At 57.8% G+C, this 25,545-nt stretch carries 31 protein-coding genes and 1 pseudogene; 22 read left to right on the top strand and 10 right to left on the bottom strand.

Annotated elements, in window-relative coordinates; all coding sequences use genetic code 11:
• The first annotated feature begins 95 nt into the window (after positions 1–95).
• Positions 96–692, top strand: coding sequence for a paraquat-inducible protein A (locus ABTV87_RS13365; RefSeq protein WP_011333863.1), 597 nt, complete (start codon positions 96–98; stop codon positions 690–692).
• Entirely contained in the window at positions 689–1,360 is a 672-nt protein-coding gene (locus ABTV87_RS13360; protein ID WP_085604341.1) for a paraquat-inducible protein A, read from the top strand. Before ABTV87_RS13365 ends, ABTV87_RS13360 begins: the two co-directional genes overlap by 4 nt.
• Before the next feature lie 6 nt (positions 1,361–1,366).
• Here ABTV87_RS13360 and ABTV87_RS13355 read toward each other — a convergent pair whose 3' ends face one another.
• Positions 1,367–2,116 (bottom strand): SDR family NAD(P)-dependent oxidoreductase, encoded by a 750-nt coding sequence (locus tag ABTV87_RS13355; protein WP_011333861.1) that lies wholly within the window; start codon positions 2,114–2,116, stop codon positions 1,367–1,369.
• A 164-nt stretch (positions 2,117–2,280) separates the two neighbouring features.
• On the opposite strand from ABTV87_RS13355, the gene ABTV87_RS13350 reads away from it, so the two are divergent.
• From ABTV87_RS13350 to kwaB, 7 genes are all read left to right on the top strand, one after another.
• Positions 2,281–3,177, top strand: a complete 897-nt coding sequence (locus ABTV87_RS13350) for a LysR substrate-binding domain-containing protein (RefSeq protein ID WP_433899724.1) — start codon at positions 2,281–2,283, stop codon at positions 3,175–3,177.
• 100 nt (positions 3,178–3,277) lie between these two features.
• The gene (locus tag ABTV87_RS13345) at positions 3,278–4,132 is read left to right on the top strand and encodes a putative selenate ABC transporter substrate-binding protein (RefSeq protein ID WP_102718319.1); all 855 of its coding nucleotides are present in this window, start codon (positions 3,278–3,280) and stop codon (positions 4,130–4,132) included.
• The gene (locus ABTV87_RS13340; RefSeq protein ID WP_433899723.1) at positions 4,129–4,926 is read left to right on the top strand and encodes a phosphonate ABC transporter ATP-binding protein; all 798 of its coding nucleotides are present in this window, start codon (positions 4,129–4,131) and stop codon (positions 4,924–4,926) included. The genes ABTV87_RS13345 and ABTV87_RS13340 overlap by 4 nt, the downstream gene beginning before the upstream one ends.
• On the top strand, positions 4,920–5,747 hold the full coding sequence (locus ABTV87_RS13335) for a PhnE/PtxC family ABC transporter permease (protein WP_085747402.1): 828 nt from the start codon (positions 4,920–4,922) through the stop codon (positions 5,745–5,747). Before ABTV87_RS13340 ends, ABTV87_RS13335 begins: the two co-directional genes overlap by 7 nt.
• Positions 5,744–6,511, top strand: a complete 768-nt coding sequence (gene phnE / locus ABTV87_RS13330; protein ID WP_433899722.1) for a phosphonate ABC transporter, permease protein PhnE — start codon at positions 5,744–5,746, stop codon at positions 6,509–6,511. Before ABTV87_RS13335 ends, phnE begins: the two co-directional genes overlap by 4 nt.
• Before the next feature lie 239 nt (positions 6,512–6,750).
• Positions 6,751–7,341, top strand: coding sequence for an anti-phage protein KwaA (gene kwaA / locus ABTV87_RS13325; RefSeq protein WP_115077656.1), 591 nt, complete (start codon positions 6,751–6,753; stop codon positions 7,339–7,341).
• On the top strand, positions 7,338–8,306 hold the full coding sequence (kwaB, locus tag ABTV87_RS13320) for an anti-phage protein KwaB (protein ID WP_433899721.1): 969 nt from the start codon (positions 7,338–7,340) through the stop codon (positions 8,304–8,306). The genes kwaA and kwaB overlap by 4 nt, the downstream gene beginning before the upstream one ends.
• A gap of 404 nt (positions 8,307–8,710) precedes the next feature.
• On the opposite strand, the gene ABTV87_RS13315 is transcribed toward kwaB, so the two are convergent.
• Genes ABTV87_RS13315 through ABTV87_RS13300 form a run of 4 tightly spaced genes read right to left on the bottom strand, consistent with a single transcriptional unit; the run spans position 8,711 to position 12,076 of the window.
• The gene (locus ABTV87_RS13315; RefSeq protein WP_433899720.1) at positions 8,711–9,175 is read right to left on the bottom strand and encodes an NUDIX hydrolase; all 465 of its coding nucleotides are present in this window, start codon (positions 9,173–9,175) and stop codon (positions 8,711–8,713) included.
• 23 nt (positions 9,176–9,198) lie between these two features.
• On the bottom strand, positions 9,199–9,849 hold the full coding sequence (locus ABTV87_RS13310) for a DUF7002 family protein (RefSeq protein WP_433899719.1): 651 nt from the start codon (positions 9,847–9,849) through the stop codon (positions 9,199–9,201).
• A gap of 1 nt (position 9,850) precedes the next feature.
• Entirely contained in the window at positions 9,851–11,533 is a 1,683-nt protein-coding gene (locus ABTV87_RS13305; protein ID WP_433899718.1) for an adenylosuccinate synthetase, read from the bottom strand.
• A 3-nt stretch (positions 11,534–11,536) separates the two neighbouring features.
• Positions 11,537–12,076, bottom strand: a complete 540-nt coding sequence (locus ABTV87_RS13300) for an AAA family ATPase (protein WP_433899717.1) — start codon at positions 12,074–12,076, stop codon at positions 11,537–11,539.
• A gap of 289 nt (positions 12,077–12,365) precedes the next feature.
• Here ABTV87_RS13300 and ABTV87_RS13295 point away from each other — a divergent pair, with 289 nt between their 5' ends.
• The 6 genes and pseudogenes from ABTV87_RS13295 to yfcF all read left to right on the top strand — a co-directional run bounded on the left by ABTV87_RS13295 (position 12,366) and on the right by yfcF (position 16,893).
• Positions 12,366–12,584 (top strand): hypothetical protein, encoded by a 219-nt coding sequence (locus tag ABTV87_RS13295; RefSeq protein WP_011333849.1) that lies wholly within the window; start codon positions 12,366–12,368, stop codon positions 12,582–12,584.
• Positions 12,585–12,804: 220 nt separating this feature from the next.
• On the top strand, positions 12,805–13,161 hold the full coding sequence (locus tag ABTV87_RS13290; RefSeq protein ID WP_433899716.1) for a DUF7079 family protein: 357 nt from the start codon (positions 12,805–12,807) through the stop codon (positions 13,159–13,161).
• Between the two features lie 355 nt (positions 13,162–13,516).
• Entirely contained in the window at positions 13,517–13,876 is a 360-nt protein-coding gene (locus ABTV87_RS13285; RefSeq protein ID WP_433899715.1) for a DUF6124 family protein, read from the top strand.
• Positions 13,877–14,186: 310 nt separating this feature from the next.
• Positions 14,187–15,161: pseudogene (locus ABTV87_RS13280) on the top strand (quinone oxidoreductase family protein).
• 36 nt (positions 15,162–15,197) lie between these two features.
• The gene (locus ABTV87_RS13275) at positions 15,198–16,127 is read left to right on the top strand and encodes a LysR family transcriptional regulator (RefSeq protein ID WP_433899714.1); all 930 of its coding nucleotides are present in this window, start codon (positions 15,198–15,200) and stop codon (positions 16,125–16,127) included.
• A 133-nt stretch (positions 16,128–16,260) separates the two neighbouring features.
• The gene (yfcF, locus tag ABTV87_RS13270) at positions 16,261–16,893 is read left to right on the top strand and encodes a glutathione transferase (protein ID WP_433899713.1); all 633 of its coding nucleotides are present in this window, start codon (positions 16,261–16,263) and stop codon (positions 16,891–16,893) included.
• 103 nt (positions 16,894–16,996) lie between these two features.
• Here yfcF and ABTV87_RS13265 read toward each other — a convergent pair whose 3' ends face one another.
• Together ABTV87_RS13265 and ABTV87_RS13260 are read right to left on the bottom strand one after the other, a co-directional pair.
• Positions 16,997–17,452: an N-acetyltransferase family protein gene (locus ABTV87_RS13265; RefSeq protein ID WP_433899712.1), complete on the bottom strand. Its 456-nt coding sequence runs from the start codon at positions 17,450–17,452 to the stop codon at positions 16,997–16,999.
• Positions 17,453–17,561: 109 nt separating this feature from the next.
• Complete coding sequence (locus tag ABTV87_RS13260; protein WP_433899711.1) at positions 17,562–18,218, bottom strand: O-methyltransferase; 657 nt, start codon at positions 18,216–18,218, stop codon at positions 17,562–17,564.
• 112 nt (positions 18,219–18,330) lie between these two features.
• On the opposite strand from ABTV87_RS13260, the gene ABTV87_RS13255 reads away from it, so the two are divergent.
• Positions 18,331–18,963 carry a TetR family transcriptional regulator gene (locus ABTV87_RS13255; RefSeq protein ID WP_433899710.1) on the top strand — a complete coding sequence of 211 codons (633 nt, stop codon included), beginning with the start codon at positions 18,331–18,333 and terminating at the stop codon, positions 18,961–18,963.
• 209 nt (positions 18,964–19,172) lie between these two features.
• Here the strand turns inward: ABTV87_RS13255 and ABTV87_RS13250 are convergent, their stop codons facing one another.
• A complete protein-coding gene (locus ABTV87_RS13250; protein WP_433899709.1) occupies positions 19,173–20,069 on the bottom strand; it encodes a pirin family protein in 897 nt (298 codons plus the stop codon).
• Between the two features lie 85 nt (positions 20,070–20,154).
• Complete coding sequence (locus tag ABTV87_RS13245; protein ID WP_433899708.1) at positions 20,155–20,592, bottom strand: DoxX family protein; 438 nt, start codon at positions 20,590–20,592, stop codon at positions 20,155–20,157.
• A gap of 173 nt (positions 20,593–20,765) precedes the next feature.
• On the opposite strand from ABTV87_RS13245, the gene ABTV87_RS13240 reads away from it, so the two are divergent.
• The 4 genes from ABTV87_RS13240 to ABTV87_RS13225 all read left to right on the top strand — a co-directional run bounded on the left by ABTV87_RS13240 (position 20,766) and on the right by ABTV87_RS13225 (position 24,303).
• Complete coding sequence (locus ABTV87_RS13240; protein WP_433899707.1) at positions 20,766–21,680, top strand: LysR family transcriptional regulator; 915 nt, start codon at positions 20,766–20,768, stop codon at positions 21,678–21,680.
• 63 nt (positions 21,681–21,743) lie between these two features.
• Positions 21,744–22,652: an alpha/beta fold hydrolase gene (locus tag ABTV87_RS13235; RefSeq protein ID WP_221535217.1), complete on the top strand. Its 909-nt coding sequence runs from the start codon at positions 21,744–21,746 to the stop codon at positions 22,650–22,652.
• A complete protein-coding gene (locus ABTV87_RS13230; RefSeq protein ID WP_433899706.1) occupies positions 22,649–23,692 on the top strand; it encodes an NAD(P)/FAD-dependent oxidoreductase in 1,044 nt (347 codons plus the stop codon). Before ABTV87_RS13235 ends, ABTV87_RS13230 begins: the two co-directional genes overlap by 4 nt.
• Before the next feature lie 194 nt (positions 23,693–23,886).
• Positions 23,887–24,303, top strand: coding sequence for a hypothetical protein (locus ABTV87_RS13225; protein WP_433899705.1), 417 nt, complete (start codon positions 23,887–23,889; stop codon positions 24,301–24,303).
• Between the two features lie 79 nt (positions 24,304–24,382).
• Here ABTV87_RS13225 and ABTV87_RS13220 read toward each other — a convergent pair whose 3' ends face one another.
• Positions 24,383–24,829, bottom strand: coding sequence for an anti-virulence regulator CigR family protein (locus tag ABTV87_RS13220; protein ID WP_433899704.1), 447 nt, complete (start codon positions 24,827–24,829; stop codon positions 24,383–24,385).
• Between the two features lie 194 nt (positions 24,830–25,023).
• Between ABTV87_RS13220 and ABTV87_RS13215 the strand changes: the two genes are divergently transcribed.
• Together ABTV87_RS13215 and ABTV87_RS13210 are read left to right on the top strand one after the other, a co-directional pair.
• Positions 25,024–25,218, top strand: a complete 195-nt coding sequence (locus ABTV87_RS13215) for a hypothetical protein (RefSeq protein ID WP_433899703.1) — start codon at positions 25,024–25,026, stop codon at positions 25,216–25,218.
• Positions 25,215–25,541 carry a low molecular weight protein tyrosine phosphatase family protein gene (locus tag ABTV87_RS13210; protein WP_433899702.1) on the top strand — a complete coding sequence of 109 codons (327 nt, stop codon included), beginning with the start codon at positions 25,215–25,217 and terminating at the stop codon, positions 25,539–25,541. Before ABTV87_RS13215 ends, ABTV87_RS13210 begins: the two co-directional genes overlap by 4 nt.
• The last annotated feature ends 4 nt before the right edge of the window (positions 25,542–25,545 follow it).

The following is a 25,545-nucleotide window of genomic DNA, read 5'->3' as shown; positions in this document are numbered from 1 at the left end:
AGTGCCCGGTATTGGACGAATGGCACCCCGGTTGCCGAATGCCCCAGCGCTTCTATAGTGAAGAGGGTTCAAGCCCTCCTCCCGTCGAGCGCCCCATGGCCAGCACCGATCAACTGATCATCTGCGAGCATTGCGACTGCGTGTACGAAAAAGTCGTGCTGGCCAAACACCAGAAGACCCTCTGCGTGCGTTGCGGCGCCGTGCTCCAGCGCTACAACAACCTGAGCGTGGAGCAACGCCTGGCCCTGAGCTTCACCGCGGCGATGCTGTGGCTGTTCGCCAATTTCTACCCGGTGATGAGCATCAGCATGAAGGGCCTGAAAAACAGCGCGACCCTCTGGGATTCGGTGTTGGCCCTGAGTCAGGGGCCGATCACCTTCATGGCGATGGTCGCGGCCATATCGATCATCATCGCCCCGGCCTTTCAGTTGGTGTTGTTGATCTGGGTTCTTAGCTTCGCCCTCGCCTCACGCCGTTCGCCGGGGTTCAAGTTGTGCATGCGCTGGCTGGAAACATTGCGGCCGTGGAGCATGCTCGAAGTGTGTTTGCTCGGCGCGATGGTGGCGGTGTTCAAACTGGCGGGCATGCTCGACGTCATTCCTGGTATCGGCCTGTTTGCGCTGGCCGTGCTCAGTCTGTTGCTGATCCGCATCGCCGGGCGCGACGTGCGCGAACTGTGGGACATCCTATGAAACGACCACCGACGGCAACCGAACTCAATCTCTGCCTGTGCCACAGCTGCGGGCTGGCCTGCGACATGACCGGCGAACCGCACCAGTGCCCGCGCTGCGATGCGCCGCTGCACTGGCGCAAGACCAACTCACTGACCCGCACCTGGGCCTACATGTTCGCGGCGCTGGCGTTTTACGTGCCGGCGAATCTGCTGCCGGTGATGAACACCACCCTGCTCGGCAGCGGCGCCGACAGCACCATCATGAGCGGCGTGCTGGAGTTCTGGGAACATGGCGCGTGGGACATCGCCCTGATCATCTTCATCGCCAGTATTGCGGTGCCGGGGGTGAAATTCGTTGCGCTGACCTTGCTGTTGGTCACCGTGCAACGGGACAGCCATTGGGCGCGCAAGGAGCGTTCGAAGCTGTACCGTTTCGTCGAGCTGATCGGCTATTGGTCGATGCTTGATGTGCTGGTGGTCGCATTGGTGGCGGCGCTGGTGAAATTCCAGGCGCTGGGGGATATCGAGCCGCGCGTAGGGATTCTGTTTTTCGGCCTGGTGGTCGTGTTCACCATGCTCTCGGCCATGAGTTTCGACCCGCGCCTGATCTGGGACAACGCGCCGGACGAAGAAACGGAAAAACCCCGGCACTCGACTGAACAAGTGCCGGGGCATCAAGCGGTTTGAGTCAGATCAGATCTGCGCAGTACCGCCGTCAACGAACAATTCGATGCCGTTGACGAAGCTGCTGTCATCCGAGGCCAGGAACAACGCAGCCTTGGCAATCTCGCTCGGCTCGCCGAGGCGCCCGATCGGCACGATAGACGCCAGTTGATCGAACAGTCCTTGCGTGTGTTCCGCCGGCACCAGCCCCGCCAGACCTGGCGTGCGCACCGGGCCAGGGCTGATCGCGTTGACGCGGATACGCCGAGGTTTCAGGTCCAGCAGCCACGACCGCGCGAAGTTGCGCACCGCCGCTTTGCTCGCGCTGTAGACGCTGAAGTTCTCCGTGCCCTGCACCGAAGTGGTCGACGAGGTCAGCAGAATCGAGGCGCCATCGCGCAGCAGCGGCAAGGCCTTCTGCACGGTGAACAGCGTGCCCTTCACGTTGGCGTCGAAAATCCGGTCGAAGTGCTCTTCAGTGATCGAGCCCAGCGGCAGCATGTCCCCGCCGCCGGCATTGGCGAACAGGATGTCGAGGTGCCCGGCCTTGGCGGAAATCTCGCTGTAGATGCGATCCAGATCCTCCAGCTTCGCCACATCGCCCTGGATGCCGATGGCACGCGGGCCGATGGCGGCGACCGCTTTGTCCAGTTCGGCCTGACGACGGCCGGTGATGAATACGGTGGCGCCCTGGGCGACGAATTCCTGCGCCGAGGCCAGGCCGATGCCGGTGGTGCCGCCAGTGATCAGTGCGATTTTGCCTTCAAGTCTGTTGCTCATGATGAATCTCCAGTAACCGTTTCGAGGTAGGTGACGGGTCGTAGGTGAGCCGTTGGAAGCGACTTTAGGCCGATCGATTGAATTGAAAAATCCGCAAAATCGGTTTTGTTTGTGCACAGACATGCACAATACTCAACCGCATCTACCCCACCGAGCCCGAACCGATGAATCAGTTAATGGCGATCCGCACCTTCGCCCGCGTCGTGGAAAGCGGTTCATTCACCAAAGCCGCCGATTCGCTGAACCTGCCGAAAACCACCGTCAGCAAACTGATCGGCCAACTGGAAAACCACCTCGGCGTACGCCTGCTGCAACGCACCACCCGCCGCCTCACCGTCACCGCCGACGGCGCTTCCTATTACCAACTGACCCAACAATTGCTGCATCAACTGGACGACATCGACCAAGGCTTCAGCCAGGCGCAAGGGCTGCCGCGCGGCAGGATCCGCGTGGACATCGGCGGCTCGACCGCGACGATGCTGGTGATCCCCGAACTGCCGAAGTTCTTCGAACGCTATCCGGACATCCAAGTTGATCTGGGCGTCAGCGACCGCCCGGTGGACTTGATCAGTGAACGGGTGGACTGCGTGATTCGCGGCGGCCCGCTGACCGAACAGACCCTGGCCGTGCGCCGCCTCGGCGAAGTGTCCTGGACCACCTGCGCCACGCCCGATTATCTGCAACGCCACGGCACCCCGAGCCACCCGCTCGACCTGGCCAGCCATCAGCTGATCGCTTACCGCTCGGCCTCCACCGGGCGCATCCTGCCGTCGAACTTCCAGCGCAACGGCGAACGCCATCAGATCGAAGGCAAAGGCCTGATCAGCGTCAACGAGAGCAACGCGCATCTGGCGGCCGGGCTCGCCGGACTGGGGATCATCCACACCTTCAACTACACGGTGAGGACGGCCATCGAGCGCGGCGAACTGGTGCCGATCCTCGAGGATTGGCGCCCGCCGGCGTATCCGTTTCATGTGCTGTATCCGCCGAACCGGCATTTGAGCAATCGGGTGCGGGTGTTTATCGATTGGCTGGTGGAGCGGTTTGCGCAGGTTGACTGAGCCCTCGCAATCGCGCCGTTTCGTCTAACCTGACTCTGCACCCACGATGATTACCCATCGTCGGCGCACTGATCTTGATGCCCACGAAACGGAGAATTCCATGCTCAAGCGAACTCTGGCACTGACCGCTGGTTTGGCCCTGTCCCTGTCCGCCGTGCTGGCGCAAGCCGCGGAGGTGTTGAAGGTCAGCGCGATTCCCGATGAAGCCCCGACCGAGCTGCTGCGCAAGTTCGAGCCGCTGGGGTCTTATCTGGAGAAGCAACTGAACATGAAAGTCGAGTTTGTGCCGGTGGCCGACTACCCGGCGGTGGTCGAAGCGTTGGCCACCAACCGTCTCGATCTGGCCTGGCTCGGTGGCTTCACTTTCGTCCAGGCGCAATTGAAAAGTGATCCAAAGGTCATTCCGCTGGTGCAGCGCGAACAAGACGCCCAGTTCACCAGCAAATTCATCACCGCCGACCCGAACGTGAAAAGCCTCGCCGACCTCAAGGGCAAGACCTTCGCCTTCGGCTCCGTGTCGTCCACCTCCGGCAGCCTGATGCCGCGCTATTTCATGCTCAAGGACGGCATCAAACCGGAGAGCTATTTCAGCCGCGTCGGCTACTCCGGCGCCCACGACGCCACCGTCGCCTGGGTGCAGGCCGGCAAGGTCGACGCCGGTGTGCTGAACGCCAGCGTCTGGCAGAAACTGGTGGACGCCGGCAAGGTCGACACCAACAAGGTCAAGGTCTTCGCCACCACCCCGGCCTACTTCGATTACAACTGGACCGTGCGCGGCACCCTCGACCCGGCGCTGGCGGCGAAGATCAAAAAAGCCTTCCTCGACCTCGACCCGGCCAACCCCGAGCACAAGAAAATCCTCGACCTGCAAGCCGCCAGCCGTTTCATCGAAACCAGCCCGGACAATTACAAAGGCATCGAGGAAGCCGCCCGCGCCGCCGACTTGCTGAAATGACGCTGCGCCTCAAACAGGCTTTTCTGCACCACAACAATGGCGTGGAAGCCCTGCGCGGTGTGGATTTGCAGATCGAGGCCGGCGAGCAGGTGGCGATCATCGGCCCGTCCGGCGCCGGCAAGTCCAGCCTGCTGAACCTGCTGGCAACGGCCATTCGGCCCAGCAGCGGCGACATCGAAGTGCTGGGCGAGCGCGCCTGGCATCTGTCCGCCCGCCAACGGCAACGCCTGCGCGCCCGCATCGGCCTGGTGCATCAGGCGCCGCCCCTGCCGCCCCGACAACGGGTGGTGACGGCGGTGCTGGCCGGCAAACTCGGGCAATGGAGCCTGGGCAAAAGTCTGATCAATCTGCTGCATCCGCTCGACGTGCCCGGCGCCCGCGCCGCACTGGCACGACTGGATCTGGCCGACAAACTCTTCAGCCAATGCCAGCAACTGTCCGGCGGGCAATTGCAGCGGGTCGGCATTGCTCGCGTGTTGTATCAGGCGCCGGAAGTGTTGCTGGCCGACGAACCGGTCTCGGCGATGGACCCGGTGCTGGCCGGGCACACGCTGTCGATCCTGTCGCGCCATGCCCGGGAGCACAACGTCACGCTGGTGGCGAGCCTGCACGCGGTGGAACTGGCGCTGTCGCACTTCCCGCGCATCGTCGGTCTGCGCGAGGGGCAGATCCTGTTCGACTGCCCGTCCGCGCAGGTCAGCCGTGACATGCTCGACACCCTCTACGCCAACGAACAACTGCAATCCCCGGCGCCCGCCGTCACCCCACTGATTGTGCAGATTCCGCGATGCTGAGCGCCGACACCCGCGACCCCGCCGCGCTGCCAAGGTTGCTGCTGACCGGGCTGGCGATTGCCTTGCTCTGGCCCGGCATTCAGCTCAGCGAACTGGATCTGGGCGTGCTGTTTCACGCCGACAGCCAGAGTGAAATGGGCCGTTTCGTGTCGATGTTCTGGCCTCCGGCTCATGACCGCGAGTTTCTGCAATTACTCCTCAAGGCCACCCTGCAAACCCTGGCCATCGCCACCGCCGGCATGGCCCTGGCGCTGCTGTTGGCAGTGCCGGCCAGCCTGCTCGCCAGCCGCGCCCTGTCGCTGACCGCCGCCTCCCGCAGCGGCCGCCCGAGCCTGTTGGGCCGACTGCTGCGCTGGCCAGTGCGCGGGCTGCTGATCTTCCTGCGCAGCGTGCCGGAAATCGTCTGGGCGCTGCTGTTCGTGCGCGCCGTCGGCCTCGGCCCGGCAGCGGGCGTGCTGGCCATCGCAATCACCTACAGCGGCATGCTCGGCAAGGTCTACGCCGAAATCTACGAATCCACCGACCAACGCCCGGCCCACGCCCTGCTCCAGGCCGGCAGCGGCCGCCTCGCCAGCTTCGCCTACGGCGTACTGCCCAACGTCGCGGCGGAACTGCTCTCCTACACCGTCTACCGCTGGGAATGCGCCATCCGCGCCTCGGTGGTCATGGGCTTCGTCGGCGCCGGCGGCCTCGGCCAACAGATCGACCTGTCAATCCGCATGTTCGCCGGCGGCGAAGTCGCCAGCATGCTCCTGACCTTCCTCCTCCTCGTCCTCGGCGCCGACCAACTCAGCCGCCTGCTGCGCTGGAGGCTGGCATGAAACGACTGATCAATCCGTTGTTGATCGTCGCCATCCTCGCCGCCGTCATCGCGTCGTTCATCTACCTGGGCCTCGATCTTGAAGAGCTCGGCAGCGCTACCAGCCTGAAACAGATGGGCCTGTATGTGGCGCGCTTTCTCAGCCCCGATCTCAGCGCCGATTACCTGAGCGCCATCCTGCGCGGGTCGATGGAAACGTTGGCCATGTCTGCGCTTGGCACCCTGCTCGCTGCCGTGTTGGGGCTGTTATTGGCGCTCCCCGCTGTTGGCCGGTTTGGCTGGTTTTTTCAGAGTGCCGCTCGCCTGTTGCTCAATGCCCTGCGCGCGATTCCTGAATTAGTGTGGGCTGCGTTGATGGTGCTTGCGGCTGGGCTTGGGCCGAATGCCGGGACGCTTGCCCTGGCCCTGCACACTACGGGCGTGTTGGGGCGGTTGTTTGCTGAGGCGCTTGAGAACACGCCGCCGGAACCGGCGGATGCGATTCGGTTGCAGGGGGGGAATCCGGTGACGGCGTTCTGCTACGGCACGCTGCCGAACCTGGCGCCGCAGTTGCTGGCGTATTGTTTGTATCGGTGGGAGAACAATATTCGGATGGCGAGTGTGCTGGGGTTTGTCGGGGCTGGGGGGTTGGGGCAGATGTTGTATGTGAGCTTGAGTTTGTTTCAGGAGGCGCAGGCGGGGACGGTGATATTGGCTATGCTGATTTTGGTGTGGGGGGTGGATTGGTTGAGTGGTTGGGGGCGGGGGCGGTGGGTTAAGGCTTAGGTTGATCGTTCCTATAACCGAGCAGAAAGCGTGTGTTGGCTAAGGTCCACATTCGCTCAAGCGACGTTAATCGCGAACGGTAGCAAACGACTGTGGATTCAATCAGACGAAGCAACAGAATGGCACTCATCGGCAAAAAATTGAGAACGCGGAGCCGGCCTCTACAAGTGCCATCATTGTGCTAGTCTCCTCTAGAGGCAGCGAATCGTTCGGTGCCACTCGCTAGGAGCGGGTACTGAATGGGAAGTCATGAGAGGCAAGTGGAGTTTCGCCAGTCCGTAATGAAATTCGAGCTTTACGTTATTTCGCTCTGGCTGTTGTTCCTTTTGATGATTGTCGTGAAAGTTGACATCCCTATTTGCTTCGCGCGCGACTGTCATTATGTTGGTACTTTGGTATTAATCAGCACCAACGTCCTCCCACTAATCTCTCTAGCCTTTATTGGGATTGTGATAATTTGCTACATTCGTTTCAAATATAGAATCGAGTCAAACGTCGGCCTACCTGTCGTGGCTAAAAAAGTTGAAGACCTGAGCTACGAGCACCTTACTTTTCTGACGACCTACATTGTCCCTCTCATTTGCTTCAATCTGGATAATACTCGCTACATAATTGCACTATTCATCCTGTTACTTGTGATTGGACAGATCTATGTAAAGACAGATAAATTTTATGCCAACCCAACATTGGCAATACTAGGTTTTAGACTTTATAAACTGGAGATCGATGGAATCAGCAAAGTAATGATTACAACCCAGAGAATTAGCGAACTGGACAAAGTTGTATTCACCACAATTGACGAGAAATTCGTATCTGGAAGGAAGGTATGAGCATTGACGCATTGCGATTGACCGCAAAAAAATTGGCAAATGATCCTCAAACAGTAGGAATAATGTTTTTTATTCTAAAAGAGCAAAATACATTTGTTTCTCGAAAAGTCGAACTCTCAGCCGATGCCCAGCGCTCATTAACCGTTGAAGTGAAGTCTGAAATTGGCGAATTCTTTGAGGGAGATTACGTCTTAAGAGATCTAACTGCAATTGACCTGCGTCAGGATGCTATCTTCCGTTACAACCTCTTAAAATACCCACCTCAAATAGATGCCTTCATTCGGACCCTTGACAAGCCCAACGCCATACCAGACTTCAATCATATAACTGACGAATTAACTAATTTAAAGGCAATCGTGGTCGTACTGGGGAATGGAGACGAAAATTTATCCATCTATAAGCACCACTACCCCACCAATACCTATCGCAGAAATGGTTTTAGCCTGCTCCGTGTAGGTATTGCACAGGATCGCTTCGAGAAGCTTGACCAAGAAATAATTCGGCTGGGGCACACCGTGGATTTTATTTATGATGGCACTGATGTGTTTGTTACAAACTTCAAGGTTCTCGAGAAGTTTTTTGGCTTCAAAGAGGCGGTTAAAGCAGACGCCAGTTTGAAACTTGCTACGCTTACAGCTCGAAATATTATTGAGAACGCCGCCGTATTGGAGGAAAGAATCACTATCCAGGGGGATGTAACCTTCGCTAGGAAGGTAATAAGGGCGATTTCCCACTCTCGAGTTCTTGACACTGTGGTTAATGATCAGATCATCCAGTTTATCAAGCAACACCATAGCTTAAGTAAGAAAATAAAGATTAACGCCGCGCAAACGCAGATCATTTTAGACACCAAAGTATCCCAAAACTATTTTATGAAACTTCTTAACGATGACTACTTAAAGTCCGAGCTGACGCAATTTGAGTATGATGCCGACAACAAAGATCTGGTGGAGCTAGGCCCGTAGCATATGGCTCACCAACTGATAATAGTGCGTCGACTAAACCGGCAACCCGATACCCGATACCCAAAGGTGATTAAGGCGAATTTTTTAAAAAAAAGTACTAATCCCCCAATCGCACCAATACGAATTTTTCCGACATTTCAGAAGAATCGGCGAATGTATTTACTGACTTCTTCGACACGCTTCTTATCAGCTCCCATAACCTTTTTGAGAGTCCTCCCTCATCACAAATTAGATGTAACTGCCCGATCCGACAAAGATCTGATATAGCACCTAGCCTTGGCCGAATACAGCCACTTTGAGCAAGCAACCAAACGTATGAAACAGTTTCTTTGTATCCATCTCGAACATGTCGTGAAATACCCAAGACACATTTGCTTCGGCCAATTTAATTTCTCAAGCAACGTTTAGCGGCTATCAGATACTTTTCTGAATTTAGCAAATAACACTAGTAGCTCATTCGGAAGAATCTCCTCGTGACAGTTAGATAAGTCACTCAGTGACCACCACCTCAATTCTGATACGACTTCACGCTCCCGATCACTCCATCCCTCAACCGAACACTGCTCATTGTTAACATGAGCCACGTAGTAATGCTCAACTGCAACTACATTCTCACCGTCTGGCATTTGCCACGAGAACTCCTTGCGGGCAACGCAATGACCGATTGAATTCACCTCGATACCTGTCTCCTCACGTAGCTCGCGAACTGCCGCAGCCTCAAACGATTCATCGCTTCGTAGTTTTCCACCTGGTGTCGCCCAGTAGCATCTCCCCGCCAAGTGGCCACTTTTGTAATGGATCTTGAACAAAAGTAATCGGTGCGAAGAACTTATCACTAAAACACGTGAAGCTAAACGACGACGCAGCATAGCTCCCCCTACGTAAATGTACGTTATGCAATTATGCTTAACACTTCGCTACCACGCATTCGCCGGACTTGCACTACAAATTCATCGATGTTTGGAACAGAATAATCAACCACCAATTCGACAACTTTTTTCTCCGGGTTTCCTGAGCGCATAACAGGGTAATCAGGAATTCTGCGAAAGATATCTATGCCTCGACGGTGTGGTATGGGCCAAGTGTTGCCGGAGTTCATATGACACAACCAAATTGCTTCAGCGTAGGCAGGGATAAATGCCGCCGAGTCTAAAGTCAGTACATCGTGCTCAAGATTGCGGTAGTCACGAGCCCCAAGCAAACGATGCAATCGTTCTTCCTCAACCCAGAAGAAAACTTTGTCGTTGATGAGCTCATACCACTGTCGCGGTGTTGTTCCATCCGTGAGCGCCTGCAAAAGCCTTCCTTCTGGCATCGGTTTCTGATCACGAAGTACGATGTTGGAGGGATGGCCTGCCCTCACGTCCATCTTCTGGCCCCGGTGCTCGCTCTCGAACCGTGCACGTTCGTGACCTCCAATCTCAAGATGATCAAGGACTGCGCTAGCACTCATGAGTCCATGACGGCGGATATTGTCCCAGGCTCCGCGCTCTGCCATGTGGTAAACCCGAGGATAAAGCTCGACCAATTTCTCCAAGTCCATTTCATCTCCCTCTCGAACGTGCGGTCCAATTTCGCCGGTCAATCAACGACCTTAAATCACTCGTATCTGGATCACGAGGAAACCTCGTATTGATCAGCGAAACAGGCGCTTGCGAAACACGCTCCAACTCTTCAACAAACTTGATCGTTTCCGAGTCGAGCTGCTCAAATCTACGGGCTTGACTATTGGTCGATTGAAGGTAATCAGCAAAAGTCAGGACGATATCAGTCGGAGCATTAAGCGCACACGCTTTTCGAAACTGGTCCCACTCGAACCAGCCGACTCGCCTGTTTCGGTTAGTGGTGGAGGTCTTTTCAGCAGCGTTCAAAGCTGGCGCTTCGAGACCAGCGTATCTAGCAATTTCGTTGAAGGTAGTGGGGTGCTTGAGTTTTCCTGATGTGTGGCCTTGATCGCCGTCAGGATCGCCCACCCGAATAGGCATCGGGCGAACAACCATGAGAATTTTACGAATACGGCTGGGTGATATCCCAGCTTCAGCAATGCACCCTGCGACGTTCGTGTCCCTAGATGTCACGTGAGGGTAAGGACCGTGAAAAATACTCAACCCGCTACCTTGTGTTCCCTCCAATAAAATGGAGTGACCACTTCGATATGCTTCCTCCAGCCTATCGGTAGTGGAACCATGATAATTTCCAGGTGTGCCTACGTATTGCCGCAGCGACTCAACATCGCGTGCAAGCCTGACTGTCCCCTTCCCTCTGTGCAAAATTCGGCGCGCAGCCGCTGCTCCACTTCCGCTGCCGGTAGAAGCTATGGTGGAGACCAAATGCCCATTTCTCTCGGTTTCGATGTCCTCAGCTTCAATAACGGTGGCTTGGGGATCTATGAACAGCCGATCATCGCCAATAGCGCAATCTTCAATCTCTTTCAGAAGCCCTGGTAAATGGATGGTCATACCTGGTCCCAGGAGCAAGCGTGCGGTCACGTCACGAGATCCCGACGGGAGATGGTGATAGATATACGAACCAGCAGAACTAGCCACGGTATGACCCGCATTGGGTCCACCGACGCGAACCATAACGTCGTACTCACGAGCTAAGTATGAAACGATGTTGCCTTTCCCCTCACTCCCGTACTGCCCACCTATAAGCACATCTACACATCTGATTTCGGGAGGTGTGTAAAGATGCAAGCGAGCAGCAACTCGGACCAGCGTGTCATTGGAATCAGAACGCTCTGTGTAAATACGGACGTCGGCATCATTCTTGAGCGCTTTGATTTCGTCCTGATCCTTGAGTTTATTTACTTCGTCATAAGGCAAATGATCGCAGTCTCCTTCAACCCTCTTCGCATAACGTTCCTGGAGAGTCGTGTCACTTGCGTATAGATGGACATGTACCAGATTGGTCCCAAAAACCTGACGAAACTTTAATACCTGATCCAAAGAATGCAGATGATCGACAACCAATGGACGGCCGTCCTGCTCATTTGCGCATAACGCCTTGGTTTGCAAAAGCATCCACTGTTCATACTCAGCTTTGTCGAGCTCGCGCCGTCGATCCAAAATGTCCTGTTGCTCCATGCGAAGACGCCACTCCATATCTTGGGACACTCGACGATCGCAAACCACAACGAAACCAAACTCCTTCTCTAATAAACTGGCTAGTTCGCTCTTGCCGCTGCAGGTCTTACCGCTGATCACAACGATTTGCCGAGTTTCCATGCGCTATCTCTCCCAGAGTTTCAGTATCTGATCTGCGATTTCAATCGGAGTGAGCTCTTCGGTATTCAGAATCTTGTCAGCTAGACCTGCGAGCGAACGTGCGCACTGCTCATTTGGATGCGATACGCTCGCCAAGTATTCTGCTAACCGGCCTGCGCCACGCTCGGCGTATCTCTTTTGTAGTACATGCTCGGAGGCAACTATGTGCACATGCCTGATCAAGTCTCCAAAGCTGAGCTTGAAAAGCTCCACTTGCCGGGGCTTACGAACGGCATCCAGCAGCCAATTATCAACGTGAGGTCGTTCATCGATTGCAGGTTTCGCTACCGACTCTATGAGCCAAGAAAAATCGGTTGCTTTGTCTAAGGCGTCACCCAGCTCTTGAAGGTGATAACGGTCAGTTGATTCGTGTCGGGCAACCAGCTTCTCGCGCAGGAAAGCGCCAGAGCTAATGGACACAAATTCATGATTTTCTTTTAGGGCTACGGAGACTGACGTCTTGCCACTGGCCATTGGGCCACTTAAAAGAAGTAGTCGCTTCACAACGGACCATCCCTGTCGTTGAAGTGTAATTTCACGCTAGAGAGTAGCTTGGTTTACGAATACTGCTGGCTTATGGATCGCTGGCAACGTCAGCTGCATTTACTCTGAGGGCAGCTTGTATAACGAAACTGACGTTAGCCTTGTATTCAACCCTCTAAAGAAAGGGGGATTAGAGAGAAGAGAAGTTAAAGAAACCCTTCTCTCGCCCCATGAAGGCATTGTGATAGCATGCGTGCACCTCCCCCCGGAGAGGGGGATTTTTTCTACATCCCGCAAGGAATATGCCCTCGTGAAAGACTTCGTCATCAGCGTCAACAACACCGTCCTCTATCTCTCCCTCGCATTCATCTGGCTGGTCGCTATCGTCGCGATTTTCACCAGCGGGTTCTTGCCGGCACTGGGTATCTTCGTGGCCGGCACCCTGTGCTGGTGCATCATTTCCGGCTTCTGGTTCGTCCAGTCGGCGACCTACGAAGAACTGCGCAAGCTGAACGCCAGCAAAAACTGAAACATCAGGGTGGAGCCGTAAGTGGCCCGCCCTACCCTGAGCGCTTGGTTCCGTGCCAAGCGCTCTCGCCCACCGCGAATGGCTCGCTTAAATCTCGCACTTTCCGAAATCCTGAAAATCCCGTCGTTCCCTTTCTGCCAATAAAGCCCAGTACTATCTCTCAAGAAATATCCGTCTCTTATCCTCATCCACTGAGTGGCAAACTAAAAGGAGTTTGGTTTTGGGACATCTTCTGACTGAGCCGCAACTGACCGACGTCAGAGCTGCACTCTCCTGGCCTTTCAACGATTTTCCGACCGATTACGACTACATCGCGCGTGAGGTCGAAGGTGTCGATCCGGACGTGCTGTACAAAATCCTGTATTCCGAAGTGGCGCCCGTGTGTTTCACCAATCTTGCAGCAGTCTTGCCCACTGTCTGGACAGGCTTCGATCCTGAATCGCTTAGAGCCTCAATAGAGGAAAGGCTGGCAGCAAGAAAACGTAACTGGTTTCGCAGGCAGTTTGATAAGGCGTTGGTTCGCTGGCTGCAATACAACTACGGCTACATCTGGAAGCAGATTTCCTCCAGGCTTTGAGCTCTTAAACAGCTCCGTTTAAAGCAACCCGCCGTAACTTCCCCAAGGCTACAACGCCTTGCGTCATTGCCTACGACTACGCCAGAATCCGCCGGCTTGTGCGTCTACGACGCGGGTCTTATCGTTTCCCGGTCACTGAAAAACAGTGATGGGGTTTGGTAGCCCCGGATTATCGTAGGTTGCATAAGCATCATGATGTGCAGTGTCTGAAAGACTCCGCGTCATGGTGGTCATGCACAGGGCGTCTTCGGGCGCGCCGGTTCCTACGTCCCGGTCTACCAACCTGAGCATGGCCGCCACCCATCGTTTGGTAGCGAGAGTGTCGGCTCCCATTTGACGATGTAGGAGTTTCACCATGATCAAACCAACACCCAACCCACCCGAAACCGACCCCACCTCCCCCTACGAATCCCCCAACTCCAAAAAACTCCACGACGCCGCCGAGCGTGCGCTGGATCACTACCTCTTCCCCGCCGCCGGAATCATGTCGACCTTGAACGAGCCCGAGCGGATGTACCTGGCCAATCCGAAATTCAACACCGAATGCTTGTTGGCCAATGCCAGCGAAAACCTCGGAGCGGCCAGTGAGATGCTCAGCAATTTCGCAGCCACGCTCGATCCGTCGCGTCGCAAGACGGCGATCGGTATTGCGCAGTTGGTGATGATTGCCGAGCTGGCGGTGAATCAGGCGCTGGATCACGTCGAGGTCGCGTAACCAGGCGATGGCTGTAGGAGCCGTTCGCGGCGGCTTCTATAGCGCGATTCGTTGAGTCTCCCGCTGCTGCAGGAAAAAGCGCGACTCAGGAGGTAATGGAATGCAAAACAGCCCGGGCCGACACCCTCGTTAACTACGAAGGGCGTCGGCCCGGGCTGTTTGCGTTTCAGTAAAAGGCTTTGAATCCGAACCATGGTGCGTTGACCCAATTACTGCATCGAATGCACATATGAACTGCATTCAACCCGACTAGTGCTCCCCACGCAGACCTTTAGACTCTCCCCACGATCAACGTAAGGGAGCGTCCAACATGGTCACCACCGCCGTCATCCATCAAACCGGTGAGCCTCAAGTCATTCAGTTTGAGCAATCCACCGCGCAAGCACCCGGCCCCGGCGAGGTCTGGCTTGAGCAGCTCGCCATTGGCGTCAACCCGCTCGACTTGAGCCAACGTTCCGGTGCCGCGCCGTTGGCGTTGCCTTCCGGTCTGGGGCTTGAGGGCTCCGGGCGGGTTGTGGCGGTGGGGGCCGATGTGACGAACGTGGCGGTCGGCGACCGGGTCGCTTATGCCACGGGCCCTGTCGGCGCCTATGCCAGCGCCCGCCTCTACCCGGCCAATCGGCTAGTGAAGATCCCTGACAGCCTGAGTTTCGAGGACGCGGCAGCTGTGCTGTTCAAGGGCATCACCGCGCAGTATTTGCTCAAGTCCACTTACCCGGTCGGGCCGGGTTCGACGGTGCTGATCTACGGCGCGGCCGGTGCGCTGGGGCAGATCATGGTGCCGTGGGCGAAGCATTTGGGGGCGTTGGTGATCGGTGTGGTGTCCAGCGCCGAGAGTGTCGAGCGGGCCAGGTTGGCGGGTTGTGATGAGGTGTTGGTGTTCGATGCGGCGACGCTGGCCGACGCGGTGGTCGACCTCACCCAGGGCAAGAAAGTGGATGTGGTGTACGACCCGATTGGCCGGGTGTCTTTCGAGGCGTCGTTGAATTGCCTGCGCCCGCGCGGGTTGCTGGTGTCGTTCGGCATGGCGTCGGGGGCCCCGGCGCCGGTCTAGATCAGCACCCTGAATGCCAAGGGTTCGCTGTTCCTGACCCGACCGTCCCTCGCCGCCCACACCGCCACGCCGGAGGAATACCAGCAGCGTGCAAAGGACGTGTTGCAAGCGATTGACGCCGGTATCATCCAGCCCAATGTCGGGCGTCGTTATCCGCTGGCGGACGCCGCCCGGGCCCATGCCGATCTGTACCGGGGCGGTTTGCCGGGGGCGGTTGTGCTGGTGCCTTGAGTCTTTTTTCGGGTCATCCACGAGGGTTGTCGTTGCATGGATCTGTTCGATAGCCGTCAGGCCGATGAAGTCGCCACCCTGCTGGCCCTGGCCGAGCACGGCTCGTTTGCGGCGGCGGGCCGGACGTTGCAGCGCCATCCCTCGGTGTTGTCGAAACGGCTCAGCGCGCTGGAGTCGCGGCTGGGGGTGCGACTGATCGAGTGCACCACCCGGCAATTGCGTTTCACCGATGAGGGGCAGCGGCTGGTGGCGCGGTTCGGGCATGCGGTCAGCCTGATCGCCGAAGCGGAGCAGGATGCGCGCGAGGGTGCCGCCGAAGTTCGCGGGCGTTTGCGCATCGCCCTGCCGGCCGCCATGGGGCGGCTGTGGCTGGGCGATATCGTTTCGGCGTTTGCCCTGGCCCATCCGAACGTGGCGCTGGAGGTGGAATATGCCGAACGCTTCGTCGATATCGTCGCTGAAGGTTTCGACGCGGCGATCCGCATCGGCGAGCTGGCGGACAATCGGCTGGTGGCGAAGAAACTCTGCGATCACCGCCGAATTCTGTGTGCCGCGCCCTCCTATCTTCAACAGCATGGCGAGCCGAAAACGCCTGCGGATCTTGCCGATCATCATTGCCTGGGCTTTACCGGGTTGCATTCGTATCCCGAATGGCGACTGACCCGAGGCGACGATAAATACACTCTGAAAATCCGCAGCCGTCTGGTCAGCAACGACAACGAGGCGCAGCTGTGTGCCGCGCGCATGGGCGTGGGAATTTTGGCCGGCGGCGACTGGCTGATGACCAAAGAACTGCGCGAGGGGCGTCTGGTGCGGGTGCTTCCCGAGTGGCAACTGGATGCTGACACGGGGGTTTATCTGGTGCGGCCTTCGGCGCGGTTCAGCACGGCGACGACTACGGCGTTCAAGGACTGGATCGAGGGCGCTTTTGCCGAGGGTGCGCCTTGGGTGACGCTGGCCCGCTGATTTGCAAACCGTGATGGGAAATCGTGTCGGCCTTTTTGCCCATTCCTGATGGGAATGCCCCCATAAAAAACATGAATTTTATTTAAAGCGCTCAATCTTTTAGCGTGGCCATTCCGCATATGGAGATGACGCTATGAATGACTCAAGCCTGCGCCTTTACGTCGATGCTCAATTCACCAGTCCCTACGCAATGTCGTGCTTTGTGGCCCTTCGAGAAAAGGGAATCGAGTTCGAAATGAGCACCCTGGACCTGGACAAACTGGAGAACCAGGCCAGCGATTACGCCCGTCTTTCGCTGACTCAGAGAGTGCCCACCCTGGTGCAGGGCGACTTTGCGTTGTCGGAATCATCGGCGATTACCGAATACCTGGAAGATGTGTTCCCCCAGACACCTGTTTACCCACGGCACCCACAGAAACGTGCCGCCGCGAGGCAAGTTCAGGCGTGGCTACGCAGTGATCTGCTCCCGATCCGACAGGAGCGCTCTACCCTTGTCGTGTTCTATGGACAGAAATACGGACCATTGTCAGCGTCGGCCGAGGCTGCCAGGCAAAAGTTGATTGATGTCGCTCAATGGCTGCTTACCGACAATCCGGACTACCTTTTTGGTGAATGGTCTATCGCCGACGTTGATCTCGCGTTGATGCTGAACCGATTGATACTCAACGGGGACACGGTGCCGGCTCAGTTGGAGGATTACGCTCAACGCCAATGGCAGCGCCCGACAGTACAAGAGTGGATCAAGCTGCAACGACCTCGAATTTAGGAAAAATGGGGACCGATCTACTAATCCCAAACGTGAAAATAGATCTGTCCCCATCAAGTAGTCCCCATCAAGTAGGCCTCGTGCCTCTCTGCACTCTGAGGCGCTACAGCTCCAATGCCTTCGCCATGATGACCGTGCGCTCCGCCCCGTGAAACTCGTCTCGTACCTTTTCAAACCCGAGCGAAGCATAGAAGCCCTCTGCGGTAATTGAAGAAGGCACACGCAGCTGGTTCAGACCTGCATTGATGGCAAGTGATTGAATCCTTTCCATTAGATGTCTTCCGACACCCTTTCCTTGATAACGCGGGTCGACAAACACACTTCGGACAATGTCGTGATCCAGACTCGCGGTTGCAACGATATGGCTGCCGGCTGTAGCCACCAGGACTTGACGCTCAGCCAACAGATGAAGGATCGCCGGGGGAGAAAAGCTTTGCGCCACTTGCTCGATGATTTCGGCGGAGTAGTCCTGAACGTTGGACTCGCGCAAAGCACTGAGGATCGTTCGACTGATCGCTGGCGCATCTGCATTCGTAGCGTTTCGAATCAGGTAATCCATCAAGGGCCGCTCCTTGCGCGTCATCACTTGATCGTAGCGAAAAATGGGGACTGATCCATTAATCCATGGATCAGTCCCCTTCTTTTTGAAAGATGGACAGCAACGGCCATCACCCCAACCGCATCGACACCTCAATATCATCCGCAAACGGCACGCTCACGTAACCATTCACCGGCGAGCGCACATGCGCCAGATATTCCGGGCAGTAATCGGTGTTATCCGCGACAACCAGCGCACCCGGACGCAGGTGTTTCTCCACGAGTTTCAGCACGTCGCCATACAGCGCTTTCGCACCATCAAGCAGAAGTAAATCCACAGTCGATGGCAAGTCGCGAGCCAGGGTGACAAGCGCATCCCCTTCGCGAATTTCAATCAGATCACTCACCCCGCCCTCAACAAAATGATGCCGAGCCAGTTCAATCTTCGACGGTTCAAACTCGCTGCCAATCAGCACGCCGCCACCGTTGTCCCGCAGCGCTGCCGCCAGGTGCAGGGTGGACAGGCCAAACGAGGTGCCGAATTCGACGATAGCTTTGGCGCGGGTGCTGCGCGCCAGCATGTACAGCAGTTTGCCGGTGTCGCGGGAGACGGGCAGCCACAGGTCTTTGAGCATGGCGTAGAGTTCGCGGTATTCGGTTTTGCTGTGCATCAGGCGTTCGCGTTCTTCGCCGGATACGTTGTTCAGCGCCGGGCTGGTGGCGGCGCTGGCCTGGGTGTAGAGGCGTTCGATGAGGGTTGCCAGCGGTTCGGTGGTCAGGGTTGTCATGATGGTTTTCCGTGGGTTGAGAGCTAATATGCGAATGATTCGTCGCATTCAAATGATGCGAGCGTATGGCCCTGTTCGCTATTCGCATTCCGTCCCGACGCCCGAGCTGCCCATGACCGATCGCCAGACCGCCCGTATTTCCTCACGCAAACAGCCGCAGCAGGCACGCTCCGCCGAGCTGGTGGCGGCGATTCTGCAGGCGGCTATTCAGGTTTTGGCCAAGGAAGGCGCGGCGCGTTTCACCACGGCGCGGGTTGCGGAGAAGGCTGGTGTGAGTGTCGGGTCGCTGTATCAGTACTTCCCGAACAAGGCGGCGATTCTGTTTCGCTTGCAGAGTGATGAGTGGTTGCAGACCACCGGAATGCTGCAGCGGATTCTGGAAAATCATGACGAGCCGCCGCTGGAACGCCTGCGCACGCTGGTGCATGCGTTCATTCGTTCGGAGTGCGAGGAGGCGCAGATGCGCAGCGCGTTGAGTGATGCGGCACCGCTTTATCGCGATGCGCCGGAGGCCCATGAAGTGCGGGCGGCGGGCAAGCGGATCTTTGCGACGTTCATGGAGGAGTTGCTGCCCGGGGCCAGCGAAGCCGTGCGCACGCAGGCCTGCGATCTGATCCTGGCCACGCTCAGTTCGGTGGGCAAGGATTTCTCACTCAGCCCGCGCACCGACTCGGAAATCGCCGACCGCGCCGAGGGAATGGCGGACATGTTCAGCGCTTATGTGGTGGCGCTCGATGCGCGCTGAAGCTGCTGATACGCCGTCACCACTCGCCGTCGGCCGCTCGACCACAGCGGTCAGACCGCAGTGGAATTGCAGGAACACCACGCAAAGGTCTTCTGTCAGGATGTCTTCAAGCCCCATGTGCGCCTCTTTCCCCATACCACACCTATCCCAAGGCCCACATTCGATCCAAACAGTGTCGAGAGATATGGGCGTTTCAAGCCGGATCCAGGTTATTTGAACACCGGCACAGCCGCCCCATCCGACTTCTGGAGATACTCACGCAACCGCACTCCGATTTCCGCAATCTTCGCCTCGCCCTCTCGCAGGGCTTGCGGATTGGTGTGTACGGAGTAATTCCCAAGCGCCAGTTCATAGGGATGAGGCTGCGCCGAGCCGATCACGAACACGGTGTCTTCGCGCAGGGCCTTCAGCGTCACGGCGCTGTTGCCGGGTTCGAAGACCGCCATTTCACCGGCGCTGACCAGATCCGGTGCCGCGAGCAATCCACGGCTGACACTCAGCCATAACGACTCGTGGCCTTCGGGCGGTGTGTAAGTCCAGGTCTCGCCAAGGCTCAGTGTGACCAACAGATAATTCATTCCCGCAGGCGCCCGAACCGGGCTCTGGACACCCTGGTGCACGCCGAGAATCACCCGCGCCGGCCCCACTTCGGGCATCGCGCCGGACTCCAGGTACTGGCTGTCTACACTGCCGTTTTCCAGTTCTGGCGGCAGCGCCACCCACAGTTGAAAGCCCTGGATCCGCTGCGAAGTCCCGACCGACATTTCCTTGCCGTGCCAGACCCCGCCCCCTGCGCGCATCCACTCGACGCCGCCGTAGTCGATCATGCCCTTGCCCGAATCGGCATCCTCGAAGCGCAAGTTGCCTTCGGTAATCAGCGTAACTGTGGCGATCCCCGAGTGCGGGTGCATGGGCATACGGTTGATGAACGAGGCTTCACCTTCAAACAGATCGAGGAACACGAACGGCTTGATCAACTGGCCCAGATCCGAAGGGCTCATCAACCGGACAATCGAGCCATGCCCGTTGCCGCTGGTGCGGTAGCGGATGGCGCGAAGGTTATCGGGTTCGCGGGTGTAGGCAGAGAGTTGTTGCTGGACGGTCATGATGATTACTCGATTCTGTTGCGGGGGCGGTCAACAAACAGGCTGAAGCGCGGTGAAGGACGCTGTGCTTCACCGCACCCGACGATCAACCGCGGCGAGCGTCGAGGCTGAAGCGGCCGGCGCCGAAGGCCACGACCTGCAACAGGCCGCCGGCCATCGCGATGTTCTTGAAGAAGTGGATGAACTGGTTCTGATCGGCCAGTGCGCTGTGGAAGGCCAGCGCGGTGAACACGCTGAACAACGCCAGGACGGCAGCGACGGTGCGGGGGCGGTATCCGGCGATCAGTGCCAGGCCACCACCGATTTCGACAATGATCGCCAACGCCAGCGCCACGTGTGGAAGCGGCAGCCCGACCGAGCCGATGTAGCCGATCATCATCGCCGGCGCGGCCAGTTTGGAAAAACCGGAGAGGATGAAAATCACGCTGAGCAATACACGACCGATCAGCGCGGCCGAAGCCTGTTTCGCGTCGGAACGGTTTTGGTGAGCGGTGGAGGTAGCGAGGTTTGCAGAAGACGTCATCAGGGCATTTCCTTCAATGAGGGTGCGATTCGACCTGAATCGCCCGGGTGAAGAAATGTTGCGCTCGGCCTGCTCATCTGAATAGCCGACTAATTTAGATCATTAGTGTCGATAAAATAGATAAGCTGCTTACCTCTGACGAAAGACTTCAATCGTGATTCGAGGAACCCGGCATGATCTCCGACCCAGGCACACCGACGCTCGATCAATTGCGCGTCTTCCTCACCGTCGTGGAAATCGGCAGTTTTGCAGGAGCTGCGCGCAAGCTTCACCGGGCCACTTCGGTGATCAGCTATTCGATTGCCAACCTTGAAATGCAGCTGGGCGTGACACTTTTTGATCGCCAGACCACCCGCAAACCGCAACTCACCGAAGCCGGGCGCACCGTGCTGGCCGAAGCCCGGACCATCGCCAACGGCGTGCATGGCCTGCGCGCCAAGGTCAAAGGCCTGCTTCAGGGGCTCGAAGCCGAGGTTCACGTGGTACTCGACGTGATGCTTCCCGCCGAACGGATCGTGGACGCGCTCAAAGCCTTTCAGGAGGAATTCCCAACGGTCGCCCTGCACTTGCACATGGAGGCCCTCGGCGCCGTGACCGAGCGGGTAATCAACCGAAACGCGGTCATCGGCGTGAGCGGCCCGATGAATGAAAGCATCGATGGTCTTGAAAGAGTCGGCGCCGGCAACGTCGAGTTGATCCCCGTCGCAGCCCCGAACCATCCGCTGGCCCTGGCCGAACAGAACGCGCCGGGGGCCGGACGCGAGTTCACACAACTGGTGTTGTCGGACCGCTCGGAGCTGACCAAGGGCAAGGAGTTTGCGGTGCTCAGCAACCGCACCTGGCGGCTGGCGGATCTGGGCGCCAAGCACATGTTGCTGCGCGAGGGCATTGGCTGGGGCAACATGCCGACGCCGATGATCCAGGAAGATCTGGACAGCGGCCGGCTCGTGCCACTGAACCTGCCGGAGTACACCAGTGGCAAATACCCCTTCAGCATCATCTACCGCTCGGACCTGCCACCGGGGCCGGCAGCGCGGTGGTTGATCGAGCGCTTCGTTCAACAAGCTGCGGCGCAGGAACCAGGCTGAAAACGCACGTCGGAACAGGACAAATCAGTCTACGCTCCAGCCACCCCCTCTGGAGTGAACGCCATGATCCGCGCCCTGCTCACCGCTTCCCTGCTGCTGGCCCTGAGTGTGCCGGCCCATGCCGACGTGACGCCCTTCCCTGCCTCGTTCCGCACGCAGGACATCGCCGTGGACGGTGCAAAAATTCACACGCGCATTGGCGGCAAAGGCCCGGCGGTGGTGCTGTTGCACGGTTTTGGCGACACCGGCGATATGTGGGCGCCGCTGGCGGCGGATCTGGCGAAGGATCACACCGTGGTAGTGCCGGATTTGCGGGGCATGGGCCTGTCGTCGATCCCGGCCGATGGCTATGACAAGAAGACTCAGGCCGGTGATATCCGCGCGGTGCTGGCTTCGCTGGGCATCGAGCATTCGGTGGTGGTCGGCCACGACATCGGCACCATGGTCGCCTTCGCCTACGCCTCGCGGTATCCGCAGCAAACCGATCGCCTGGTGGTGATGGACGCGCCCGTTCCGGGGATCCCGCCGTGGAACGAGATCGTGCGCTCGCCGATGCTCTGGCATTTCGATTTCGGCGGGCCGGATGCAGAACGGCTGGTGGCCGGGCGTGAGCGCATCTACCTCGACCGCTTCTGGAACGAGTTCGCCGGCGACCCGAAAAAAGTCGACGAAGCCACCCGCCAGCACTACGCCAAACTCTACGCCCGGCCCGGCGCCATGCACGCGGCGTTCGCCCAGTTCCGCGCGATCCGCCAGGACGCGGTGGACAACGAAACGTCGATAAAAACCAAACTGAAAATGCCGGTGCTGGCGGTCGGCGGTGAGAAGTCCTTCGGCAACAACGAAGCCATCGTGATGCGTAATGCCGCCGACAACGTCACCGAACTGGTGATCGCCGGCGCGGGGCATTGGCTGATGGAGGAAGCGCCAGTGGAAACCACTCAAGCGATTCGCAGGTTTATTGCGCAGTGACTGGCAAGCGAGTTGTTGTCATCGGTGCCGGCATCGTCGGCGCGTCGATCGCTTATCACCTGGCCGGCAAAGGCGCGAAGGTCACCGTGGTCGATGCCGCAGAGATCGCGAGCGGCGTGACCGGGCGTTCGTTTGCGTGGATCAACACGTCGCACAGTGGGCCCGATCCCGTTGCGCAACTGCGCGCTGCGGCGATCAGGGAATATCACCGGCTCGAGACAGAGCTGCCGGATTTAAAGATACGCTGGACAGGCGCCCTGACCTATCCACCCGGCACCGATCGGCGACCGGCAACACCCCTGCTCTCTCGCCCACAGGTACTCGACATTGAGCCCCACCTAAAAAACCCTCCCCAGCAGGCTGTTTACGATGCAACCCAAGGTGCGCTGGACGCTGTACAAGCTACCCACGTGTTGATCGCTGGGGCTCAGGCTCAGGGGGCACACATTCTTGAGCAGACTCAAGTGCTCGGCCTCACCACCCACAAAACAGCCGTGACCGGCATCCAGATTGCATCGGGCACCATTGAGGCCGATGTGGTCATACTCGCCGCGGGGACCGGCATCACGCAACTGACCGAGACTTTGAACCTGTCCCTTCCCATCGAGGCCTCACCGGCCATTTTTATCCGCTACAGAATGCAACCCGATCGGGTGAACACCCTCATCTCCAGCCCGGAAATGGAAGTCAGACAAGGTCCGGAAGGGATCTTGCTGGCGGCAGAAGATTATCTGGACGATACGCTGGAGAATCGCCCGGAGGCCATCGCACGAAGAACCGCAGCGGCTATTCAGACCGAGTTGGCCGGGATCATTTCCATCGAGCCAGAACAGGCTTGTATCGGGCTCAGACCCATTGCGGCGGATGGCACGCCCATCATCGGTTATCTGCCAGGAATCGACGGAGTGTACGTTTGCACGATGCACCCGGGCGTGACTCTGGCAGCCATTGTGGGTCGTCTGGTCAGTGAAGAGTTGATCGATGAGCAAGCCTCCCGTGCCTTGAGCGCATGCCGTCCTGAGCGTTTTTTTCAGGTGTGAAGCGCCGACGGGGTTCATCACTCGCTTGCTGGCCGATTCCGCCGGAATTGGCGCAGCAGTTCAGCGCACTTCACGCGGCCAAGCCCAATCATTGACTACATCAATAACAACCATTAATTCAATGAAGTTCTCATATCGAATCCAAAGCGTAGGATCTGCTCCATACCAACCCACTGCACACGGAGTACAGAACCATGAAACGCCAAACTATCCTCGGTATCGCTTTCTCACTCTTCGCCCTGAATGCTTTTGCGGCGACTGAAACCGATCCACTGTTCAGCGATGCTGTTGCCTCTGCGACTCAGACTGATCCACTGTTCAGTGACGCCGTTGCCGCGACTGAAACTGATCCACTGTTCAGCGATGCCGTAGCCGCGACCGAAACCGATCCGCTGTTCAGCGATGCCGTAGCCGCGACCGAAACCGATCCGCTGTTCAGCGATGCCGTAGCCGCGACCGAAACCGATCCGCTGTTCAGCGATGCCGTAGCCGCGACCGAAACCGATCCGCTGTTCAGCGATGCCGTAGCCGCGACCGAAACCGATCCGCTGTTCAGCGATGCGGTTGCCGAAGGTGGTTCTGACCGTCTGATCGAACGTCGTAACGTCTGAATGATGGGTTTTACCGCAGTACCCGACGAAAGCCCGGCCTTATCCGCCGGGTTTTTTCATATGGGGACAGATCTATTTTTCAATCGAAGGCGCCATTGAGCACTTCATAAATCAGCCCGGTGGCCAGCGCGACCAGGATCAGATCGGTACCGACCTGCTGCCATTCGTAGCCGTCGTAGTGCGGCAGTCTGCCAACCAGTCGACCATCGAGTTTCTTAGCTATCCCGGGCGGCAGCGGCTTGCCCCGGGCCAGGTTCTTCTGGATGCCGGGCGGCAGCGCCGGGCCCGGGGTCCAGTAGCCGCGATAGCCGTCCACGATCCCGATCACCCCGGCGTGGTCGATACTCGGGCCGTGCCCCTGATAGCTGCCCCCGCCTTTTTTCCCCTGATTGCCATGATCCTGGCTGTTATGCGGATTGCCTTTGCCCTGCCCCTTTCCGTTGCCCGGATCGGCCAGCGCTGTCACCGAACTGCCCAGCAGCGCAATACAGGTCGTGGTCGCAATCAATGTGCGTAAACCGGACATCGGTCGTTCCTTGAATGAATGGGTGTCTGTGGATTCTAGTCAGTTTTTTTTACAGGTATGAAGAGACGGCCCTGTCCTCGCGGTTTGTGACGTTTTTCGATGCGTGCAGCTTTCGGTGCTCCCCGATTCGCGCTTACCATACGCCCGACTCGTATTACCGCGGCTGCTGAACCCGGTATTCACGAGGACAGACCATGAAAAGAACCCGCGCCTGGAGACGCACCCAGGCCCGCAGACACGGCAGTGACAAAGCGGCCCGCCCACAAGTGTTCAAGCCAGAAAAGAACTGGAAGTTGATGTACATCCGCTCCGCCAAACTGGTCAGGGCTCGCCAACTCGGCATGAGCTACCCCGTTCGCTCTACCCGCCAATTGTTGGATCAATCGTGACGAATCTTCTGTTCATTTGCAGTCGCAACCAATGGCGCAGCCCGACGGCCGAAGAAGTCTGGCGTCGCCGCCCCGACTTCAATGTCCGCTCCGCGGGCACCAGCCCCAATGCACGCAAAACCGTCGGCCCAGCGGATATTCGCTGGGCCGATTTCATTTTTGTGATGGAAACCAAACACCTGAATCGTCTGCGGGCCGAGTACGCTCGGCTGCTCGAGCACAAGCGGATTCACTCGCTGGATATTCCGGATGACTATCAGTACATGGATCCCGATCTGGTAGACCTTCTTGAAGAGTCGGTGAAACCCTACCTCGCCACTTGACCCT

Source organism: Pseudomonas sp. PSE1(2024) (assembly GCF_050990555.1).
Classification (GTDB): domain Bacteria; phylum Pseudomonadota; class Gammaproteobacteria; order Pseudomonadales; family Pseudomonadaceae; genus Aquipseudomonas; species Aquipseudomonas aphyarum.
This window is presented reverse-complemented; position numbering and strand designations above follow the sequence as displayed.

Coding starts and splice junctions, on each gene's coding strand:
- ABTV87_RS13215 (WP_433899703.1), top strand. CDS start 25,024: ATGAAAAGAACCCGCGCCTGGAGACGCACCCAGGCCCGCAGACACGGC.
- ABTV87_RS13245 (WP_433899708.1), bottom strand. CDS start 20,592: ATGACGTCTTCTGCAAACCTCGCTACCTCCACCGCTCACCAAAACCGT.
- ABTV87_RS13345 (WP_102718319.1), top strand. CDS start 3,278: ATGCTCAAGCGAACTCTGGCACTGACCGCTGGTTTGGCCCTGTCCCTG.
- ABTV87_RS13365 (WP_011333863.1), top strand. CDS start 96: ATGGCCAGCACCGATCAACTGATCATCTGCGAGCATTGCGACTGCGTG.
- ABTV87_RS13240 (WP_433899707.1), top strand. CDS start 20,766: ATGATCTCCGACCCAGGCACACCGACGCTCGATCAATTGCGCGTCTTC.
- ABTV87_RS13285 (WP_433899715.1), top strand. CDS start 13,517: ATGATCAAACCAACACCCAACCCACCCGAAACCGACCCCACCTCCCCC.
- ABTV87_RS13265 (WP_433899712.1), bottom strand. CDS start 17,452: ATGGATTACCTGATTCGAAACGCTACGAATGCAGATGCGCCAGCGATC.
- ABTV87_RS13350 (WP_433899724.1), top strand. CDS start 2,281: ATGAATCAGTTAATGGCGATCCGCACCTTCGCCCGCGTCGTGGAAAGC.
- yfcF (WP_433899713.1), top strand. CDS start 16,261: ATGAATGACTCAAGCCTGCGCCTTTACGTCGATGCTCAATTCACCAGT.
- ABTV87_RS13310 (WP_433899719.1), bottom strand. CDS start 9,849: ATGGACTTGGAGAAATTGGTCGAGCTTTATCCTCGGGTTTACCACATG.
- ABTV87_RS13335 (WP_085747402.1), top strand. CDS start 4,920: ATGCTGAGCGCCGACACCCGCGACCCCGCCGCGCTGCCAAGGTTGCTG.
- ABTV87_RS13315 (WP_433899720.1), bottom strand. CDS start 9,175: ATGCTGCGTCGTCGTTTAGCTTCACGTGTTTTAGTGATAAGTTCTTCG.
- ABTV87_RS13340 (WP_433899723.1), top strand. CDS start 4,129: ATGACGCTGCGCCTCAAACAGGCTTTTCTGCACCACAACAATGGCGTG.
- phnE (WP_433899722.1), top strand. CDS start 5,744: ATGAAACGACTGATCAATCCGTTGTTGATCGTCGCCATCCTCGCCGCC.
- ABTV87_RS13275 (WP_433899714.1), top strand. CDS start 15,198: ATGGATCTGTTCGATAGCCGTCAGGCCGATGAAGTCGCCACCCTGCTG.
- ABTV87_RS13305 (WP_433899718.1), bottom strand. CDS start 11,533: ATGGAAACTCGGCAAATCGTTGTGATCAGCGGTAAGACCTGCAGCGGC.
- kwaB (WP_433899721.1), top strand. CDS start 7,338: ATGAGCATTGACGCATTGCGATTGACCGCAAAAAAATTGGCAAATGAT.
- kwaA (WP_115077656.1), top strand. CDS start 6,751: ATGGGAAGTCATGAGAGGCAAGTGGAGTTTCGCCAGTCCGTAATGAAA.
- ABTV87_RS13355 (WP_011333861.1), bottom strand. CDS start 2,116: ATGAGCAACAGACTTGAAGGCAAAATCGCACTGATCACTGGCGGCACC.
- ABTV87_RS13260 (WP_433899711.1), bottom strand. CDS start 18,218: ATGACAACCCTGACCACCGAACCGCTGGCAACCCTCATCGAACGCCTC.
- ABTV87_RS13235 (WP_221535217.1), top strand. CDS start 21,744: ATGATCCGCGCCCTGCTCACCGCTTCCCTGCTGCTGGCCCTGAGTGTG.
- ABTV87_RS13250 (WP_433899709.1), bottom strand. CDS start 20,069: ATGACCGTCCAGCAACAACTCTCTGCCTACACCCGCGAACCCGATAAC.
- ABTV87_RS13225 (WP_433899705.1), top strand. CDS start 23,887: ATGAAACGCCAAACTATCCTCGGTATCGCTTTCTCACTCTTCGCCCTG.
- ABTV87_RS13220 (WP_433899704.1), bottom strand. CDS start 24,829: ATGTCCGGTTTACGCACATTGATTGCGACCACGACCTGTATTGCGCTG.
- ABTV87_RS13255 (WP_433899710.1), top strand. CDS start 18,331: ATGACCGATCGCCAGACCGCCCGTATTTCCTCACGCAAACAGCCGCAG.
- ABTV87_RS13360 (WP_085604341.1), top strand. CDS start 689: ATGAAACGACCACCGACGGCAACCGAACTCAATCTCTGCCTGTGCCAC.